Here is a 14,461-nt window from a genome sequence, read left to right as displayed (position 1 = left end):
TTGGCGGCGGCGGGTCGTCACCGGCACGCGCCAGGCTTTGCCCAAACCGTGCTTCGCTGCGCGACATTTACGGCACGTGCCTATCAATAAACCAACAGGTAACGAATGGGATCTTGTTCATTTCGGTCCCTTGATATAAAGAATTAATGCATGTCGCCCTAAGATTCGAAACTGTACATTCGATTCTGAAATTATATGCTTGTACTATTACATAAGATGCAAGCTTGCGTTAGGGATGCAAGAAATGAGTGATTGATTGATCTTCTCTGTTATTTTATCAAATTACAGGATCAACGGTTTTTGACAATCACGTGTATTTCGTGAACGCATCTGCGTAAGATTATGGATTTTCGCGAGGTATTACTATTCGGTGCGCGCGACTGATATTGGGCCGCACACCGAGGGACAAGCGACAACCGAACTGCAAGGCGACGTCTTTCTCCCAGGCACGAGCCTTGCCTCCGATTACTTTGCTTCTTCCGATCCAATTTCAGCAATGGTCCGAGGGCATGACATCAAAGACACACAAGGGCAGAAGCCATAGCAACGCAGGAAGCTCCGGGAAAGGAGGCCCGGCGCCCGACGGCCTGCGTGAAACCTTGATCCCCCTGCATGCGGAAGAACTGAGTGTTTCGAAGGAGAAGGTCGAGACCGGCCGAGTGCACGTTGGCACGGTAACCCGCACCCACGAGGAGATGGTAGACGAGGAACTCGCGAGCGAACACGTCAAGATCGAGCGTGTTTCCGTCAACCGGCCCATCGATGCCGTTCCCTCGGTTCGGCATGAGGGCAACGTCACCATTGTTCCAGTGCTCGAGGAAGTCTTGGTCGTGGAGCGACGTCTCATGCTGAAGGAGGAGATCCATATCCGCCGTGTACGCACCACTGAAAGGCACCGGGAGAGCGTAACCCTGCGGCGCCAGGAAGCGGTCATCTCGCACGTGCCAGCGAAAACATCACCGGAATAAGATTTCTCTGCCCTAGACTTATTTTCACGATCCATTTAACGCACGAGGAGTAGACAAATGCCTAGTCAAAACATTCAAACCGTTGTTGCAGTTTTCGACACAACAAAGCAAGCCGATGCCGCGGTTAAGGCCCTCAAGGCTTCTGGTTTTGCTGATGACGACATCAGCGTTTTTGACAAGAGCCGTTTGAGCACCAATGGCAAGGGCAATGTTCACAAGAAGGGCCTGTGGAAGCGCTTGCTCGGCGATAACGTCTTCGAGCATGAGGCGGCGGTTTATTCGCACGCGATCGATCACGGTGGCAGTGTCGTGGTCTTGCGCACCGTAGGGAACGAGGTCGCCCATGCGACGGGAATCCTGGACCTGCATCGACCGATTGACGTGCACGACCGCGCCATTACCGCTGGTATCGCGCCTGCTGCGCATGTGGAGACCGCCGCGAAGCTCGCCTGCGCGACGCCGCTTCCCTCTGAGCAGAAAGTTGCCGTGTCACCGAAGCTCGCCGAAGCCCATCAAGGTGTTCTGAAGCTCGCCGAAGAGCAATTGAACGTCGGCAAGAAGATGGTCGAAACCGGGCGAACCCGGGTTCGCCGTTTCGTGACCGAGCGCCCGGTGACAAAGCATGTCACGCTCCATGAAGAACACGCGGAGGTCATTCGCAAGGCTGTCAGCGATCCGAAATATGTCGACCATGTCGACTGGGCAGACAGCACGATCGAGGTGGTCGAGACCGCCGAGCATGCCGTCGTAAACAAGACTGCGCGGATCGTCGAAGAGGTCGCCCTGCGCCTTACCGGCAGCGATCACGTCGAGACCGTACACGACAAGGTCCGCCGGCAGCAGGTCGAGATCGAGCACATCCCGGCCAGCGGCACCGAGTCGTCAAAGCCGACCAATCCAACGAACCCGGCATAACCATCCCCAGAATCCGAGGCCGACGGTTGCTCGACCTCGGATTCTGGCCGTAGTGGCTTCTGCACAGGACCCGTGCGAAGCAAAAAGACATTTTCGCCTCACCTCTCCGGGCACTATGGATTTTCTGTTGACGGATTATTTTGTGGCTGCTCGGTTCTGGGCATATCGGGTCGCGGCAGGTGCTATAGCGCTCTGCCTCCTGTTGCCGGTCTGCGCGGTTGCCCAGGCGCCTGTCGAAGGCACTCAGGGTGGAGAGTTGATCGTTGGCACCAAGGAGGCCCCACCCTTTGCCATGAAGTCCGAACATGGCGAATGGGAAGGTATTACCATCGACTTGTGGCGCCGCATCGCCGACGAACTCGGCCTACGATATCGATTCACAGAGACATCGCTGCAGAATTTGATCCTCGGCACCGCCAACGGCTCGTTCGACGTGGCGGTGGCCGCCCTCACGATCACAGCAGAGCGCGAGAAGGCGCTGGATTTTTCGCAGCCGTTCTATGAGACCGGCCTGAGCATTGCCGTTGCCAAAAGGCACACCAGCTGGGGTAAGCTGCTGCACAGCATCATTTCGCGGGATATGCTCGTGGGAATCCTGGGCTTGCTCGGCGCCTTGGTGCTCGTGGGTGTGCTGTGCTGGCTGGTTGAGCGACGAAAGAACCGGGATTTCACCGGAAAACAAGGACTGATCCAGAGCCTCCTCTGGTCGGCCTCGACGGCGACAGGTCATGCATCGCACAAGACCCCCGTGACCTTACCCGGCGAGCTGCTTGCGATGGGCTGGGGCGTCACTTCGGTGCTGGTGATCTCCACCTTCACGGCGCTGATCGCTTCGGCTTTGACGGCAACACAGCTGCGCGGCGCCATACACGGGGTGGACGACCTGCGCTCCGTTCATGTGGGGACCGTCGCGAACTCAGAAGCGGTCGACTATCTGGCCGACCAGCGCATCAGCTTTCAACCGTTTCCCGATCTCCAGTCAGGCTTGGCCGCCCTGAAGGACGGAACGATCGATGCATTCGTCTATGATCGGCCACTTCTCGCCTGGCAGATCAACAGAAATTACCAGCGCTCGCTCGATCTGCTGGACCCGATCTTCGACAAGCAGAGCTACGGAATCGCATTGCCCACTGGAAGCGGGCTTCGCGAGCCAATCGACCGGCAATTGCTTGCCGTGACAAGAAGTGATTGGTGGAGAACCACCACATTCCGCTATTTGGGCGAGAGTCCGGATCACCGTGCTCCTCCAACCGGCGAAATGGCCCTGTTCGGCCACGGCCATCACTAAACGGTGTCGCCGAACAGGCGGTCGAGGCGCTGCTCGATTTCATCTATCGTTTCCACACAATCGTCCTTGCAAAGCTTCCAAAGCCCCTCCTGATAGAGCTCATAAGTCAGGTTTTCCCCTTCGCAGTGGTTATGAACCGCTATGACGAATCTTACCCATTTCTCCATCACCTCTGCCCACCAGCTCCACATCACAAAATCCCCGCTTCGTGAAATCGCCGCACCAGGAGCCTTGTGGTGAGGCAAGGCCGCGGCGCAATCTGCGCATTCTGCGGAGAATGCACGGCCATCAATTGGACTGGATTGAGTGCGAGGTTTGCTCCCGCTGTGCGCCGAGCCAATCGGTCGAGGTGTGGCCCGTCCACGCGAACTGGAGGGCAGGGCGCGAATTGAGCAAGCAGGCCGCTATGTTTCGGGCCGCTGTATTTTGGATGAACTGTAATGCCCTTTGATTTTTCTTCGTTCGTTTCTTACGCCAGTGACGCCGGGCGTTATTTGAGCCAATGTATCGGCCTTGAAGCGCCGGCCGACGTGGCGGCTGCGGAAAGGGTCGCCGCAGCCAATCTGCGCTGGGATCAGTATGTCAGCACGGTACCTGCAAAGCCGCCCTCGGCTGAAGGCCGGTATGTCCATTTTGCGGACGAAGCTCGGCTGGACGAGGCCCTGGACTTCCTGCACCGGTTTGCCGGGGATGCTCAGGGCCGTATCTGGACAGCCTCGGAAAACGATCTTCAGGGCGCGCTGACCCATGTCGCCGAGGCCATCCCGCCAAAATTTTGGTTCGAGGAAAATCCGGCCCTCGCGCATCCAACGTTTAGCCATGTTGCCGACGCCGTCACCAACCTGAACGCCGACCTCGGACATCTCTGAGGGTTGGCAGCGACAAGTCGCGGCCGGGATCAGTTTTGCTTGAGGTCCGGCGCGGCTTGCGCAACCCTTTCGGTTTCCATGGTCATACGGCTCTCGATGATGGTACCGGTGGGCTTGCCTTCGTCCACCATCTTGCACAGTTTGGCTCTCGGCGTGGGCGGCGCGTCCGCTTCCACCTGCGCATAGGACAGGATCGCCACGGCGAACCAGCCTAGAGTGAACGCGGTCGTATATAGGGGGCGCATTGCGGTACTCCCGATCTCAAGGGCCGCGCGCTGGCAAAGCCAGATCGTGCGGCGAGGGCGGTTCTCCTGAGTGCGAGCCACGCGTCTCCGCTGCTTTCCGAATATCGAACACGAGCCCTGAAACTCAGGGATATGGTTCAACAACGAGGGGGAGAGGCGTTTATTCCCTTGGGGCGCTCACAGAGGCGCGAATGGATGCGAGGGACGTTGATCGCATCCTCAACCGCCATTCGGGCCAGCGATGACGGCGCCATGCTCGGCCAGCAGCGCACGCAGCACGGAACGGTGGCAGCGCGCCTCGTCCTCGCAATAGCAGCCGATCGAGAAATCGGCGTCTCGCGACAAAGCCGCCAGTAGCGTCAATGTCCGGCGGGCTGCTGGCTGGTCCATCTCGGCGCGAAACGCCCGAACGAAGCCGCTCCACTCCTCCTCCGTCTGCGCTTTCCTGGCACGGGCCACGAGTTCGGCGCTGGGCGCAAGCTCCGGATACCAGACGTCGAACCAATTGTCGGCTGCATAGCGCTCCTTGCGCACGCCTCGCGGAAGGTGGCGGACAGTGCCGATCCGCGTGCCTTCTTTGGGAAGGCGCGGCGTCCCCAAGCGAACGATACTCACGGGCATACCGCACCTCGCCAGCATTTGGATGACTGCGGAAGGGGCACGGCGCCGGTTGATGGTCGCGCTCGGCCCGTGTCCTCACCACGTTTCTATGGCGTTCCGGCCGTAGGCACAATGACCGGATTGGCAAGCCGACCTTAAGCTCCCTCGCGATCAGCTCATCACCCCCGCCAGGTTGCTGTCGGCCGGTGCCGCCTGAGCTTCAGAGGACATGGCCGGCGACTGGTCCATCTCGTTCGGATCGAGACCGGCCTTGGCCATGGCAATCCTCCTGTCCTCCTCCGCTTCGAGCTGGTCCCTGTGAGCCTTGTCGATCAGATACCGCTCGTAGGTGTAATTGTCGTTGTAGAGATAGTTGTGGATCGCGATTTGGAACCTGATGAACCATTCGCAGAAAGACTTTCCCCGAGACAGCATGCACGCCCCCTTTTTATGAGGGCTGCTGCCTGAACCGAGATTGTGTCCGAAACAGCGCATCCATGCGGTGAAAACGGGTTATGCCGCATGTCTCGTGCACCGAGCTGGTGCTGGGTTGCGAGAATGCGGAAACAGGGGATAAGGACCGCCAGTTCTCGGAACGCTTCTACGGCCGGTTTGAACGGCGCATCCCCTTAGGTTATGATATCCAAGAGGATAAGGTGGACGCCAGGTCCAAAAACGGCGTGCTTACGGTGACGCTACCGAAGACGGCAACTGCGCAGAGCAAGGCCAAGCGGATCGCTATCAACGGCAAGCAGTGACTTGTCCCGAGCGCTGACGCCGGCAACTGCGCCGGCGCTCATCCTTCGCCGAGCACGGGAGGGATGTGCAATGCAGATCGCAGTGAGCAGACCACGCGAGAAATCGGTGGTAGAATCACGACTTCGCCCGGCCGCTGGCGGCGAGCTTTTCCGGACCAGCGGGCTCAGTGCCTCGGCCGTACCCTCCCGTTCTCTTCCACTCGTGAACATTAGGACACCGAGCTTCGTGGCAGCGTCGCCGGCGTGAGGCGCCGCGGTCACGTGGGCTTCCCCGGTAGGGAAGCCTTCTGGAGCGCAGAAGCGAGAAAGAGGAGTAGAGCAGAAGGAGGAACGATCATGGCAGCGAATGTAACGAGAAGAACCGAAGAAACTGCCCTCGATGTGGTCAATGCCATTGTGGGCATCTGTCTCGCACTCAGCCCGTGGGTATTGGCTTATACGACAGAAGCGGCCGCCGCCTGGAACGCCTGGCTGGCTGGCGCGGCCATCGCCTTGATTGCGATCGGTGCCCTCGTCTCCTTTACGGAGTGGGAGGAATGGGCAAACCTGGTACTCGGCCTATGGGTGCTGGCGGCGCCATGGCTGCTTGGGTTCAGCACTGTCGCTGCCGCGACCAACACCCACGTGATCGCCGGCATCATTGTCGCTATTCTGGCCGCGATCGAGCTCTGGTACGCGTATAAGCGGCCAGTATCGACCGTATGAAGTCTGCGGCAGGCACGTGCCGTTGAAGGCCCGGCGGAGGCCGGGCTTTCAGCGCGCCTGAGGTTGAGCGATATCGACGACGGAGACTTGCACCGAGCGTCGCTCGCCGTTGCGCATGACGGTGAGCGTGACGGTGCCACCTGGACCTATTTGCTCGAGCCGATCGGTGAGATCCGACAGGCGCCGAACCGGTTGACCGTCCGCCTCGACGATAACGTCGCCGATCTCCCCGGTTGCCCGATCGATGCCCGAAAGGCCGGCCCGTTCAGCGGGAGATCCGGGTGCGACGGCTGCAACGATGACCCCGTTGACGCCGAGCCGAGCAGACACGGCCTCGTTGGCGGCAAGAATGCCGATGCCGGGGGTCGGCACATGCCCCGTGCGGATCAGCTGAGGCACGACGCGGTTGACCACGTCCACGGGCACGGCAAACCCGATGCCCGCATTGGCGCCGGATGGGGAGAAGATGGCGGTGTTCACCCCGATCAGGCGCCCGGCGGAATCGAGCAGCGGTCCGCCGGAATTGCCGGGATTGATGGCCGCGTCCGTCTGGATCACATCGGCGATTTCACGCCCGTCGCTCGTGGGGAGGCGCCGCTTCAGGGCGCTGATGATGCCGGTCGTGAGCGACTGCTCCAGGCCGAAGGGATTGCCGATGGCAAAGGCCGCCTGGCCGACTTGCAAGTTGCTGGACCGACCGATGGCGATCGGCGCCGGCAGGCTCACCGTACGCCTGAGCCGCAGCACAGCGAGATCATAGTTCGGTGCCTCGCCGACCACCTCCGCAGGCACGATCTCTCCCGAGGCGAAGCGAACAGCTATCGCCTGCTCACGGTTCACCACGTGGTCGTTCGTCACGATATGGCCGGCCTCGTCCCAAACGAAGCCCGTGCCGGATTGAACTGCGTTGGGGTCCCCGCTGAACGGATTCTGCGGGGACTGGGCCACGACTTGGACGACCGAAGGCGCAACGGTCTCGAAAATCCTGATCGAGGTGCGCTCAAAATCGGCAAGGTCGCCGCGGGGGCTCACAATGCGCGGCTCCCTCGCCGCGAACAGCCATTGATTCAGATATGGCTGAAACAGAACGGCCGCCAGCAGCACGGCGAGCACGAGCAGCAAAATTGCGACCAGGCGGTGGCGCATTCGATAGGCTCCCGGTTCGTGATCCGATAGTTGCAAAGATCAACACGCGTCAATGCACCGGCGCGACCTTGGGCGCCGAGGCCTCGGCTTGATCTCCGACAAGCTGCTTCAGCTCCTGCTCGTCCAGGGTTTCCGTCTCCAGCAGACGCCGCGCGGTGCGCTCGAGGAGGCTGCGGCGTTCGATTAGTATCGCGAGGGTGCGGTCGAACACCTCGTCGACGATACGTCTGACCTCCTCGTCGACCACCGCCGCCGTCATGTCGGAAAATTCCCTTTCGCGCGGGCCGCCCAGCAGCGGATTGGGGCTGAGAAAGGCGCGCTGGTCCTTTTCGAGCGCGACATTTCCCAATCGCTCGGACATGCCATAGCGGGTGACCATGGCGCGGGCGATGTCCGTCACCCGCGCCAGATCGTCCGCTGCGCCAGTGGACAGGTGGCGGAACACGATCCATTCCGCGGCGCGGCCGCCGAGAAGCACGGCCATTTTGTTCTCCAGCTCTTCCGCGGTCATGAGGAAGCGGTCTTCGGTCGGCCGCTGGATGGTGTAGCCGAGCGCGCCGACGCCTCTCGGAATAATCGAAACTTTGTGCACGGGGTCCACTCCCGGCAGCGCCATGGCAACCAGGGCGTGGCCCATCTCATGATAGGCGACAATCTCGCGTTCCTTGGGATTGAGCAGGCGGTTGCGCTTTTCGAGGCCGGCGACCATCCGCTCGATGGCGTTGTTGAAGTCTTGCATCGTCACCGCATCGGCGTGGCGGCGGGTTGCAAGCAGCGTCGCCTCGTTCACCAGATTGGCGAGGTCTGCGCCGGTGAAGCCCGGCGTCAGCGCGGCGATCTTCTCGGCATCGACATCGGGGCCGAGTTTCGCCTTCTTGAGGTGCACGTTCAGGATCTGTATGCGGCCGAGCTTGTCGGGTCGGTCGACGAGAACCTGACGGTCGAACCGTCCGGCGCGCAGCAATGCGGGATCCAGGATCTCCGGCCGATTGGTTGCGCCTATGAGCACAAGGCCGGTGGAGGAATCGAAACCGTCGAGTTCGACGAGGAGCTGATTGAGCGTCTGCTCCTTCTCGTCATGGCCGCCGGTTGGGCCGATGCCGCGGGCCCGGCCCAGGGCGTCCAGCTCGTCGATGAAGATGATGGCCGGAGCCTTGGTGCGTGCCTGCTCGAAGAGGTCGCGCACGCGCGCTGCACCAACGCCCACGAACATCTCGACGAACTCGGAGCCTGAGATCGAGAAGAACGGCACCTTCGCCTCGCCAGCAACCGCCTTGGCCAGCAGGGTCTTGCCGGTGCCCGGCGGGCCCACGAGCAGAATGCCCTTGGGCATGCGGCCGCCAAGCCGTCCGTATTCCTTGGGGTCCTTGAGGAACGCGACCACTTCCTGCAGCTCCGCCTTGGCCTCGTCGACGCCGGCCACGTCATCGAAGGTCACGCCGGTATTGGCTTCCATATAGATCTTGGCCTTGCTCCTGCCGATCTGCATGAGGCCACCGCCAAGTCCTCCCCCCATGCGGCGGAGGAGGAACAGCCACACGCCGATGAAGATCGCCATGGGCACGATCCAGGACAGAAGATCGCGCACGAAGGTGTTCTCCACCTGGCCGCTGAAGCGCACGCCATGGCGCTCGAGCTGCGTTGCCAGATCGGGCTCGACCCGCGTGGTCACGAACTGCGTCCTGCCGTCGGGCAGCGGTTGCTTGAGCACGCCTTGGATAAACCGGTCGGATACCGCCACCTCGGCGACCTTGCCCTGCTCCAGGTATTGCTCGAACTCGCTATAGGGGATTTCCGCGACCCGAAGCGCCGTGGTCACTACCTGCTGGATCAACAGAATGCCAATAACTGCGGCGATCCAGTACCAGATGTTGAACCGGGTTTGCGGGTTCACGGCTGCTCTCCGACTCCAGTTGCTTGCGCGAGGGGCTGATCCGCCCAAGAGTCACCATCGGAAACGTCAGCCCAGATGATACGGTTGCCTCGCTGCATCAGCTATCGACAACCGGCGGCAGCCTTTCGATTTCGTGATGAAGATCTCGATCCGGCAGTTGATGCTGCTTCGTCAGGCCACGGTGCGCCTGATCGCCCAGTGCCGAACGGAGCCGTATTTTCAGCCGGATTTCGGCATCTCCAGTAGTCCCCCAGGAAGGGATTTATTATGTGGGCTTCAGCGCTACGGTCGTCGCGACAACGTTATGTCCCTTTATGCGTAGAAGGCACTCATCTTGCTAAGGCGAGGCGGTCACAATGATCAAAATTGGCTCGATCGTGATCCATTGCTATCAATTTGAACACATGGTCGCATTTTGGCAGGAGGCCTTGTATTATGTTCCGCGTGTGCCTGCGAGCAGCGATTGGGTTGTACTCTGTGATCCTGAGGGGCATGGCCCAAATGTCTCCTTTCAGGCCCGTGATCGTCGCGGTTGGCGGAGAAGCTGGCTGCACTTGGACCTTTACACTGACCGTCAGCAGGAGGAGGTTCGTCGTTTACTGACGATCGGAGCGAAGCAATATCCATGGCGCTATCCGGAGAACGCTGACTACGTGGTTTTGCAAGACCCGGACGGCAATCTTTTCTGCGTCGTGCAAAAGTCGCAGAATTCCTAAGTTGCGGCACGAATCGGCGGCATTGCTCAGGTGGCGTGACGTCGTATTATGAACTGCCTCAGGGCAGCTGCGCTTGCGCGCGACGGTGCTCTATCTTCCGCCGCAGAGCGGCTTTCGACTGAACCTACCTACTGCGGTTTCGGCCCATGCGGGTCACGATCACTCTGCCGGCCAGTCCACATCACCGCCTCTATTCGGAGTCGCTGCGACCGCGCTCCATGATAGGACAGCCGGCCGAGCAGACGCGGGTGCCAGGCCGACCGATGTAAGCCGCGTCCGTATGCGTTATCGATCACTGGAATGCAGCGCAGGGTCCTCGGCCTCTTGAAACCCGGGGAGGTGGTGGGCTGGTCTCGGGCTCAGTTTCTGGTGCTGCTGGCGAGGATTGAACTCGCGACCTCTCCCTTACCAAGGGAGTGCTCTACCACTGAGCTACAGCAGCGTTGCCAAAGCCGATGCAGGGTTGGCGCCGAGACTGCCGCAAGGACGGCCCTCGGAGACGGCCGGAAACTGCCACACCCGCCCGCCATGTGCAAGCCGCCAGTTGCGTCCGCCGGCAGCATTTTGCCTCTCGCGCCGAGATCTGCGGTCGAGCCCACGGCCATTTGCTGTTTGCGCCGGCGCGGCCTATGATCTCTTGTCTCGATCGTGTCATATCTAATGGCGCCGGGGCGGATCTTGAATGGCAAGAAGCGGAGATGGCGAAAAGCATGTCGCGGATCGGTCACAGCGCCTGGCTGAGGCGCTGCGGGCCAATCTGCGCAAGCGCAAGGCGCAGATGCGCATCCGACGTGATGCGAATGAGGAAGAGCGGGTACCGGCCCGGCAGCCGGCAAAGGACGAGTAACCAAGGCAACGAAATTCCGGGACTCCGCGCCACACTTGGGGCGCATTCGCCTGCTGAAAGCACGTCAGCGCGTTGATGTGTTAACGAATTGGGCGCAAAGTTGCACCAGTAGATCCGGGCGGGGCACCAGCGCCGCGCAAGCCCGAGGGGACCACAAATGGACAGAATTCGCATCCGCGGAGGCAACCGCCTGAATGGCGAGATCCACATCTCGGGCGCCAAGAACGCCGCCCTGCCTCTCATGATCGCGAGCCTATTGACAGATGACACGCTGACCTTGCGCAACGTGCCGCGTTTGGCCGACGTCACCCTGCTCATGCGCATCCTCGGCAATCACGGCGTCGACATAAGCGTTGACGGCAAGCGCGCCGGCACAAACGGCATCCAGGGCGACACGATGCATCTCACCGCCCGCACCATCGTCGACACCACGGCGCCCTATGAGATGGTCTCGCGGATGCGGGCAAGCTTCTGGGTGCTGGGGCCGCTGCTCGCCCGTTGCGGCGAGGCGCGCGTGTCCCTGCCGGGCGGCTGCGCCATCGGCACCCGGCCGGTCGATATGCATATCCAGGCCCTCCAGGCGCTCGGCGCCGAAGTGGAGATCGATAAGGGCTACATCGTGGCCAAGGCCAAGAAGGGGCTCAAGGGCGACCGGATCACCTTCGAGAAGGTGTCGGTCGGAGCCACCCACGCGGCGCTGATGAGCGCGGTGCTCGCCCATGGAGAGACCGTCATCGAGAATGCGGCGCGCGAGCCCGAGATCGGCGACGTGGCAGACTGCCTCATCAAGATGGGCGCTCTCATCGAGGGCCTAGGCACCTCCACCTTGCGCGTGCAGGGGAGGGACCGGCTTCATGGCGCCACCCATGAAGTGCTGCCGGACCGTATCGAGACCGGCACCTATGCCATGGCGGTGGCTATGGCCGGAGGCGACGTCCATCTGCTTGGCGCACGCGCCGACTTGGTCGGCAACGTGATCAATGTCATGGAGCAGGCCGGTGTCTCCATGAGCCCGACCAACCAGGGCCTCAGGGTTTCGCGCAATGGCGCCGGGCTCAAGCCGGTCAGCGTGACAACCGAGCCTTATCCCGGCTTCCCGACCGATCTCCAGGCCCAGTTCATGGCCTTGATGACCCGTGCCGAGGGAACCGCCACCATAACGGAAACGATCTTCGAAAACCGCTTCATGCACGTGCAGGAACTCGCCCGCCTCGGCGCCGACATTCGGCTGCGGGGCGATAGTGCCGAAGTGCATGGCGTCACCCGGCTGCGTGGCGCCGAGGTTATGGCCACGGACCTTCGGGCATCCGTATCGCTGGTGATCGCCGGCCTTGTGGCGGAGGGCGATACGATGGTGCACCGGGTCTATCATCTCGACCGCGGCTTCGAGCGGCTGGAAAAGAAGCTCGGCGCCTGCGGGGCCGAGATCGAGCGCCTCGCGTCTTAGTTGGCGGGCGGTGAGACAAGCTCCCGTTCCGGCATACCCGCACCGATCGCCTGTGTGCTGGCGATCGTGATCAGGGATGGCAAGGCGCTGCTCGTGCGAAGGGCCAATTCGCCTGACCAGGGCAGATGGGGCTTCCCCGGCGGCAAGATCGATGCAGGCGAGACCGTGCTTGCCGCCGCCATGCGCGAGCTTGCCGAGGAGACCTCCGTGATTGCCGAAGCGATCGAGCCCCTGACCGTGCTCGATGTGTTCGAGCGCCGGGATCCGGAAAACCCGACCTCACCGCTCAAGCGGCACTTCATCCTGATTGCCGTGCGCTGTGCATGGCGGGCTGGCGAGCCACGCGCGGGCGATGATGCACTCGAAGCCGCTTGGTGGCCGCTCGACGAGATCGGTAAGCTGGACACGAGCCGCGACGTGGCGCGCGTGGCCTTCATGGCTGCGGCGCGACCGGGGCAACTAGGGTATGACCAGCTCGCTTCGAAAACGGCCCAGGGGCCACGCCCTTAGCGCAGCTGCGAAAGCAGCTCCGCGGTGGGGTAGCCGTCTGCCGGCAGGCCGAGCTTCAATTGCACGTCCTTCACGGCGGCACGGGTCTTGGCGCCGATGATCCCGTCGATCTTGCCGACATCGTACCCGCGCTGCACCAGCGCCTGCTGCAGCTGCCGTCCTTCCGCGAGGCCCAGGGCTGCCGGCGCATCGCCGCGGGTCAGCGGCGGCGCACCCGCCAGACGGGTCGCGAAGTAGCCGGCAGTCAGCGAATAGATCAGCGACTCGTTCCACTCCGTATAGACGCGGAAATTGTCATAGGCCAGAAAGGCCGGCCCTCTCCGCCCCATGGGCAGCACCAGCGAGGCCTGCAGGCTATCCGCGGGCAGCGACGCATTGCCGATCGGCTTGACCCCCCATTTCACCCATTGCGAGCGCGGGTGGCTGACATGCAGGTCGCTTTCGTGCCAAGGCATGTTGCCGGGAACCCGAACCTCCTGCAGCCAGGGCTGATTGGCTTTCCAACCCAGCGCGTTCAGGTAGTTCGCGGTCGAACCGATCACATCGGGTACGCTGTTGATGAGATCGCGCCGCCCGTCACCGTCATAATCCACGGCATATTTGAGATAGGTAGAGGCGAGGAACTGCGTCTGGCCCATCTCGCCGGCCCAAGGTCCCCGCATTTGCTCAGGCTTGAGGTCGCCGCGTTCGATGATTTTCAGGGCGGCCAGCAGTTCCTCCCGAAACTTCTCGGGCCGCCGGCAGTCATAGGCAAGAGTGGCCAGCGACCGCAGGGTCTGCTTATTGCCCAGATTGCCACCGAAATCCGTCTCCAAGCCCCAGAAGGCCACGATCACCGGGCCGGGAACCCCGAATTCCCTCTGCGCCCGGTCGAAATAGGCCTTGTACTTGCCGAGCAGCTGTTTGCCGCGATCCATGCGGTTCTTCGAGACCAGCCGGTCTACGAACGTGATGAAGCTCTGCGCGAAGACTGATTGCCCGCGGTCGGAGTTTATGACGCTCTGATCGAAGGTGATGCCGTCCAACGCAGACGAAACGACCTGTGGGCTGACGCCCTGAGCCACGGCTTCCTGTTTGAACTGCCTGAGCCAGCTATCGAAGCTGCCGGTATTCTGGCAGGCAGCCCAAGACTCACCGGTCGCAATGGCGGTTGCCAAATACGCCGCAACCCAAATCACGCTTTTCCGCATTTCCCCTACCGAAACTTCCACGCAGCCGTTGCTCACTGTGCTGCGCAACTCGTCAAGGTCAAGCGCCTATGCCTGACAATTTCGCGATTATTGTGGCCGTTGGGCGGTGTCAGCGGAAGAGGCCTCGTCGTTCTCGTCCAACTCGGCAAGCCGGGCGAGCTGTTGCTGAATGGTGAACGGCAACGTCTTCTCTGCCGCCTCACGCCATTCCGACTGCAGGCGCTGTCCGATCTTGCGCAGGGCAAGTCGGCCGACTTCGGGAACCTGAACTTCCATCTGACTGTCCTTTGGCTGACGATCACGGGCTGACCTGCTGGACGGCGTAGACGGCCCGTTCCGCCTCTTTCGAGGCGCCATGGCTAT

At 61.6% G+C, this 14,461-nt stretch carries 18 protein-coding genes, 1 tRNA gene and 1 pseudogene; 11 read left to right on the top strand and 9 right to left on the bottom strand.

Annotation, left to right across the window (positions count from 1 at the left end; all coding sequences use genetic code 11):
* Positions 1-599: 599 nt before the first annotated feature.
* The 3 genes from E4P09_RS13715 to E4P09_RS13705 all read left to right on the top strand — a co-directional run bounded on the left by E4P09_RS13715 (position 600) and on the right by E4P09_RS13705 (position 3,171).
* Positions 600-968 (top strand): YsnF/AvaK domain-containing protein, encoded by a 369-nt coding sequence (locus E4P09_RS13715; RefSeq protein ID WP_239025171.1) that lies wholly within the window; start codon positions 600-602, stop codon positions 966-968.
* 57 nt (positions 969-1,025) lie between these two features.
* Positions 1,026-1,883: a YsnF/AvaK domain-containing protein gene (locus E4P09_RS13710; RefSeq protein ID WP_137390129.1), complete on the top strand. Its 858-nt coding sequence runs from the start codon at positions 1,026-1,028 to the stop codon at positions 1,881-1,883.
* 127 nt (positions 1,884-2,010) lie between these two features.
* Positions 2,011-3,171, top strand: coding sequence for a transporter substrate-binding domain-containing protein (locus tag E4P09_RS13705; protein WP_170984414.1), 1,161 nt, complete (start codon positions 2,011-2,013; stop codon positions 3,169-3,171).
* Here the strand turns inward: E4P09_RS13705 and E4P09_RS13700 are convergent.
* Positions 3,168-3,362 (bottom strand): hypothetical protein, encoded by a 195-nt coding sequence (locus E4P09_RS13700; protein ID WP_137390127.1) that lies wholly within the window; start codon positions 3,360-3,362, stop codon positions 3,168-3,170. The two genes, E4P09_RS13705 and E4P09_RS13700, sit on opposite strands and share 4 nt — an antisense overlap.
* A 249-nt stretch (positions 3,363-3,611) precedes the next feature.
* On the opposite strand from E4P09_RS13700, the gene E4P09_RS13695 reads away from it, so the two are divergent.
* On the top strand, positions 3,612-4,040 hold the full coding sequence (locus E4P09_RS13695) for a hypothetical protein (RefSeq protein ID WP_137390126.1): 429 nt from the start codon (positions 3,612-3,614) through the stop codon (positions 4,038-4,040).
* A 29-nt stretch (positions 4,041-4,069) separates the two neighbouring features.
* On the opposite strand, the gene E4P09_RS13690 is transcribed toward E4P09_RS13695, so the two are convergent.
* From E4P09_RS13690 to E4P09_RS13680, 3 genes are all read right to left on the bottom strand, one after another.
* On the bottom strand, positions 4,070-4,285 hold the full coding sequence (locus E4P09_RS13690; RefSeq protein WP_137390125.1) for a hypothetical protein: 216 nt from the start codon (positions 4,283-4,285) through the stop codon (positions 4,070-4,072).
* 219 nt (positions 4,286-4,504) lie between these two features.
* Positions 4,505-4,906 (bottom strand): DUF488 domain-containing protein, encoded by a 402-nt coding sequence (locus tag E4P09_RS13685; RefSeq protein ID WP_137390124.1) that lies wholly within the window; start codon positions 4,904-4,906, stop codon positions 4,505-4,507.
* Positions 4,907-5,056: 150 nt separating this feature from the next.
* Positions 5,057-5,320 carry a hypothetical protein gene (locus tag E4P09_RS13680; protein ID WP_137390123.1) on the bottom strand — a complete coding sequence of 88 codons (264 nt, stop codon included), beginning with the start codon at positions 5,318-5,320 and terminating at the stop codon, positions 5,057-5,059.
* A 113-nt stretch (positions 5,321-5,433) separates the two neighbouring features.
* On the opposite strand from E4P09_RS13680, the pseudogene E4P09_RS13675 reads away from it, so the two are divergent.
* A pseudogene (locus E4P09_RS13675) lies at positions 5,434-5,643 on the top strand (Hsp20/alpha crystallin family protein); the annotation flags it as partial.
* A gap of 336 nt (positions 5,644-5,979) precedes the next feature.
* The gene (locus tag E4P09_RS13670) at positions 5,980-6,348 is read left to right on the top strand and encodes an SPW repeat protein (RefSeq protein WP_137390122.1); all 369 of its coding nucleotides are present in this window, start codon (positions 5,980-5,982) and stop codon (positions 6,346-6,348) included.
* 48 nt (positions 6,349-6,396) lie between these two features.
* On the opposite strand, the gene E4P09_RS13665 is transcribed toward E4P09_RS13670, so the two are convergent.
* Both E4P09_RS13665 and ftsH read right to left on the bottom strand, forming a co-directional pair.
* Positions 6,397-7,494 carry a S1C family serine protease gene (locus E4P09_RS13665; RefSeq protein WP_137390121.1) on the bottom strand — a complete coding sequence of 366 codons (1,098 nt, stop codon included), beginning with the start codon at positions 7,492-7,494 and terminating at the stop codon, positions 6,397-6,399.
* A gap of 49 nt (positions 7,495-7,543) precedes the next feature.
* Positions 7,544-9,388: an ATP-dependent zinc metalloprotease FtsH gene (ftsH, locus tag E4P09_RS13660; protein WP_137390120.1), complete on the bottom strand. Its 1,845-nt coding sequence runs from the start codon at positions 9,386-9,388 to the stop codon at positions 7,544-7,546.
* Positions 9,389-9,524: 136 nt separating this feature from the next.
* Here ftsH and E4P09_RS13655 point away from each other — a divergent pair, with 136 nt between their 5' ends.
* Positions 9,525-9,710: a hypothetical protein gene (locus E4P09_RS13655; protein WP_137390119.1), complete on the top strand. Its 186-nt coding sequence runs from the start codon at positions 9,525-9,527 to the stop codon at positions 9,708-9,710.
* Between the two features lie 34 nt (positions 9,711-9,744).
* Positions 9,745-10,104, top strand: coding sequence for a VOC family protein (locus tag E4P09_RS13650; RefSeq protein ID WP_137390118.1), 360 nt, complete (start codon positions 9,745-9,747; stop codon positions 10,102-10,104).
* A 367-nt stretch (positions 10,105-10,471) separates the two neighbouring features.
* On the opposite strand, the gene E4P09_RS13645 is transcribed toward E4P09_RS13650, so the two are convergent.
* A tRNA-Thr gene (locus E4P09_RS13645) sits at positions 10,472-10,546 on the bottom strand.
* Between the two features lie 240 nt (positions 10,547-10,786).
* Between E4P09_RS13645 and E4P09_RS25925 the strand changes: the two genes are divergently transcribed.
* The 3 genes from E4P09_RS25925 to E4P09_RS13635 all read left to right on the top strand — a co-directional run bounded on the left by E4P09_RS25925 (position 10,787) and on the right by E4P09_RS13635 (position 12,908).
* Positions 10,787-10,951: a hypothetical protein gene (locus tag E4P09_RS25925; RefSeq protein WP_170984413.1), complete on the top strand. Its 165-nt coding sequence runs from the start codon at positions 10,787-10,789 to the stop codon at positions 10,949-10,951.
* A gap of 157 nt (positions 10,952-11,108) precedes the next feature.
* Complete coding sequence (murA, locus tag E4P09_RS13640; RefSeq protein WP_137390117.1) at positions 11,109-12,398, top strand: UDP-N-acetylglucosamine 1-carboxyvinyltransferase; 1,290 nt, start codon at positions 11,109-11,111, stop codon at positions 12,396-12,398.
* 54 nt (positions 12,399-12,452) lie between these two features.
* Entirely contained in the window at positions 12,453-12,908 is a 456-nt protein-coding gene (locus E4P09_RS13635; RefSeq protein WP_239025170.1) for an NUDIX hydrolase, read from the top strand.
* Here E4P09_RS13635 and E4P09_RS13630 read toward each other — a convergent pair.
* On the bottom strand, positions 12,905-14,086 hold the full coding sequence (locus E4P09_RS13630; RefSeq protein WP_239025169.1) for a lytic murein transglycosylase: 1,182 nt from the start codon (positions 14,084-14,086) through the stop codon (positions 12,905-12,907). The genes E4P09_RS13635 and E4P09_RS13630 overlap by 4 nt on opposite strands.
* Positions 14,087-14,185: 99 nt before the next feature.
* Positions 14,186-14,374: a hypothetical protein gene (locus E4P09_RS13625; RefSeq protein ID WP_137390115.1), complete on the bottom strand. Its 189-nt coding sequence runs from the start codon at positions 14,372-14,374 to the stop codon at positions 14,186-14,188.
* Positions 14,375-14,461: the final 87 nt, after the last annotated feature.

Origin of the sequence: Rhodoligotrophos defluvii, assembly GCF_005281615.1 — a bacterium.
In the GTDB taxonomy this organism is placed as follows: domain Bacteria; phylum Pseudomonadota; class Alphaproteobacteria; order Rhizobiales; family Im1; genus Rhodoligotrophos; species Rhodoligotrophos defluvii.
The sequence above is the reverse complement of the archived record's forward strand: the minus strand, read 5'-3'. Positions and strand labels throughout refer to the sequence as shown.

Excerpts from the sequence above, each read along its gene's own strand:
- E4P09_RS13710 (WP_137390129.1), top strand. The coding sequence starts at position 1,026 with ATGCCTAGTCAAAACATTCAAACCGTTGTTGCAGTTTTCGACACAACA.
- E4P09_RS13700 (WP_137390127.1), bottom strand. The coding sequence starts at position 3,362 with ATGTGGAGCTGGTGGGCAGAGGTGATGGAGAAATGGGTAAGATTCGTC.
- E4P09_RS13695 (WP_137390126.1), top strand. The coding sequence starts at position 3,612 with ATGCCCTTTGATTTTTCTTCGTTCGTTTCTTACGCCAGTGACGCCGGG.
- E4P09_RS13690 (WP_137390125.1), bottom strand. The coding sequence starts at position 4,285 with ATGCGCCCCCTATATACGACCGCGTTCACTCTAGGCTGGTTCGCCGTG.
- E4P09_RS13685 (WP_137390124.1), bottom strand. The coding sequence starts at position 4,906 with ATGCCCGTGAGTATCGTTCGCTTGGGGACGCCGCGCCTTCCCAAAGAA.
- E4P09_RS13680 (WP_137390123.1), bottom strand. The coding sequence starts at position 5,320 with ATGCTGTCTCGGGGAAAGTCTTTCTGCGAATGGTTCATCAGGTTCCAA.
- E4P09_RS13670 (WP_137390122.1), top strand. The coding sequence starts at position 5,980 with ATGGCAGCGAATGTAACGAGAAGAACCGAAGAAACTGCCCTCGATGTG.
- E4P09_RS13665 (WP_137390121.1), bottom strand. The coding sequence starts at position 7,494 with ATGCGCCACCGCCTGGTCGCAATTTTGCTGCTCGTGCTCGCCGTGCTG.
- E4P09_RS13655 (WP_137390119.1), top strand. The coding sequence starts at position 9,525 with ATGAAGATCTCGATCCGGCAGTTGATGCTGCTTCGTCAGGCCACGGTG.
- E4P09_RS13650 (WP_137390118.1), top strand. The coding sequence starts at position 9,745 with ATGATCAAAATTGGCTCGATCGTGATCCATTGCTATCAATTTGAACAC.
- E4P09_RS25925 (WP_170984413.1), top strand. The coding sequence starts at position 10,787 with ATGGCAAGAAGCGGAGATGGCGAAAAGCATGTCGCGGATCGGTCACAG.
- murA (WP_137390117.1), top strand. The coding sequence starts at position 11,109 with ATGGACAGAATTCGCATCCGCGGAGGCAACCGCCTGAATGGCGAGATC.
- E4P09_RS13625 (WP_137390115.1), bottom strand. The coding sequence starts at position 14,374 with ATGGAAGTTCAGGTTCCCGAAGTCGGCCGACTTGCCCTGCGCAAGATC.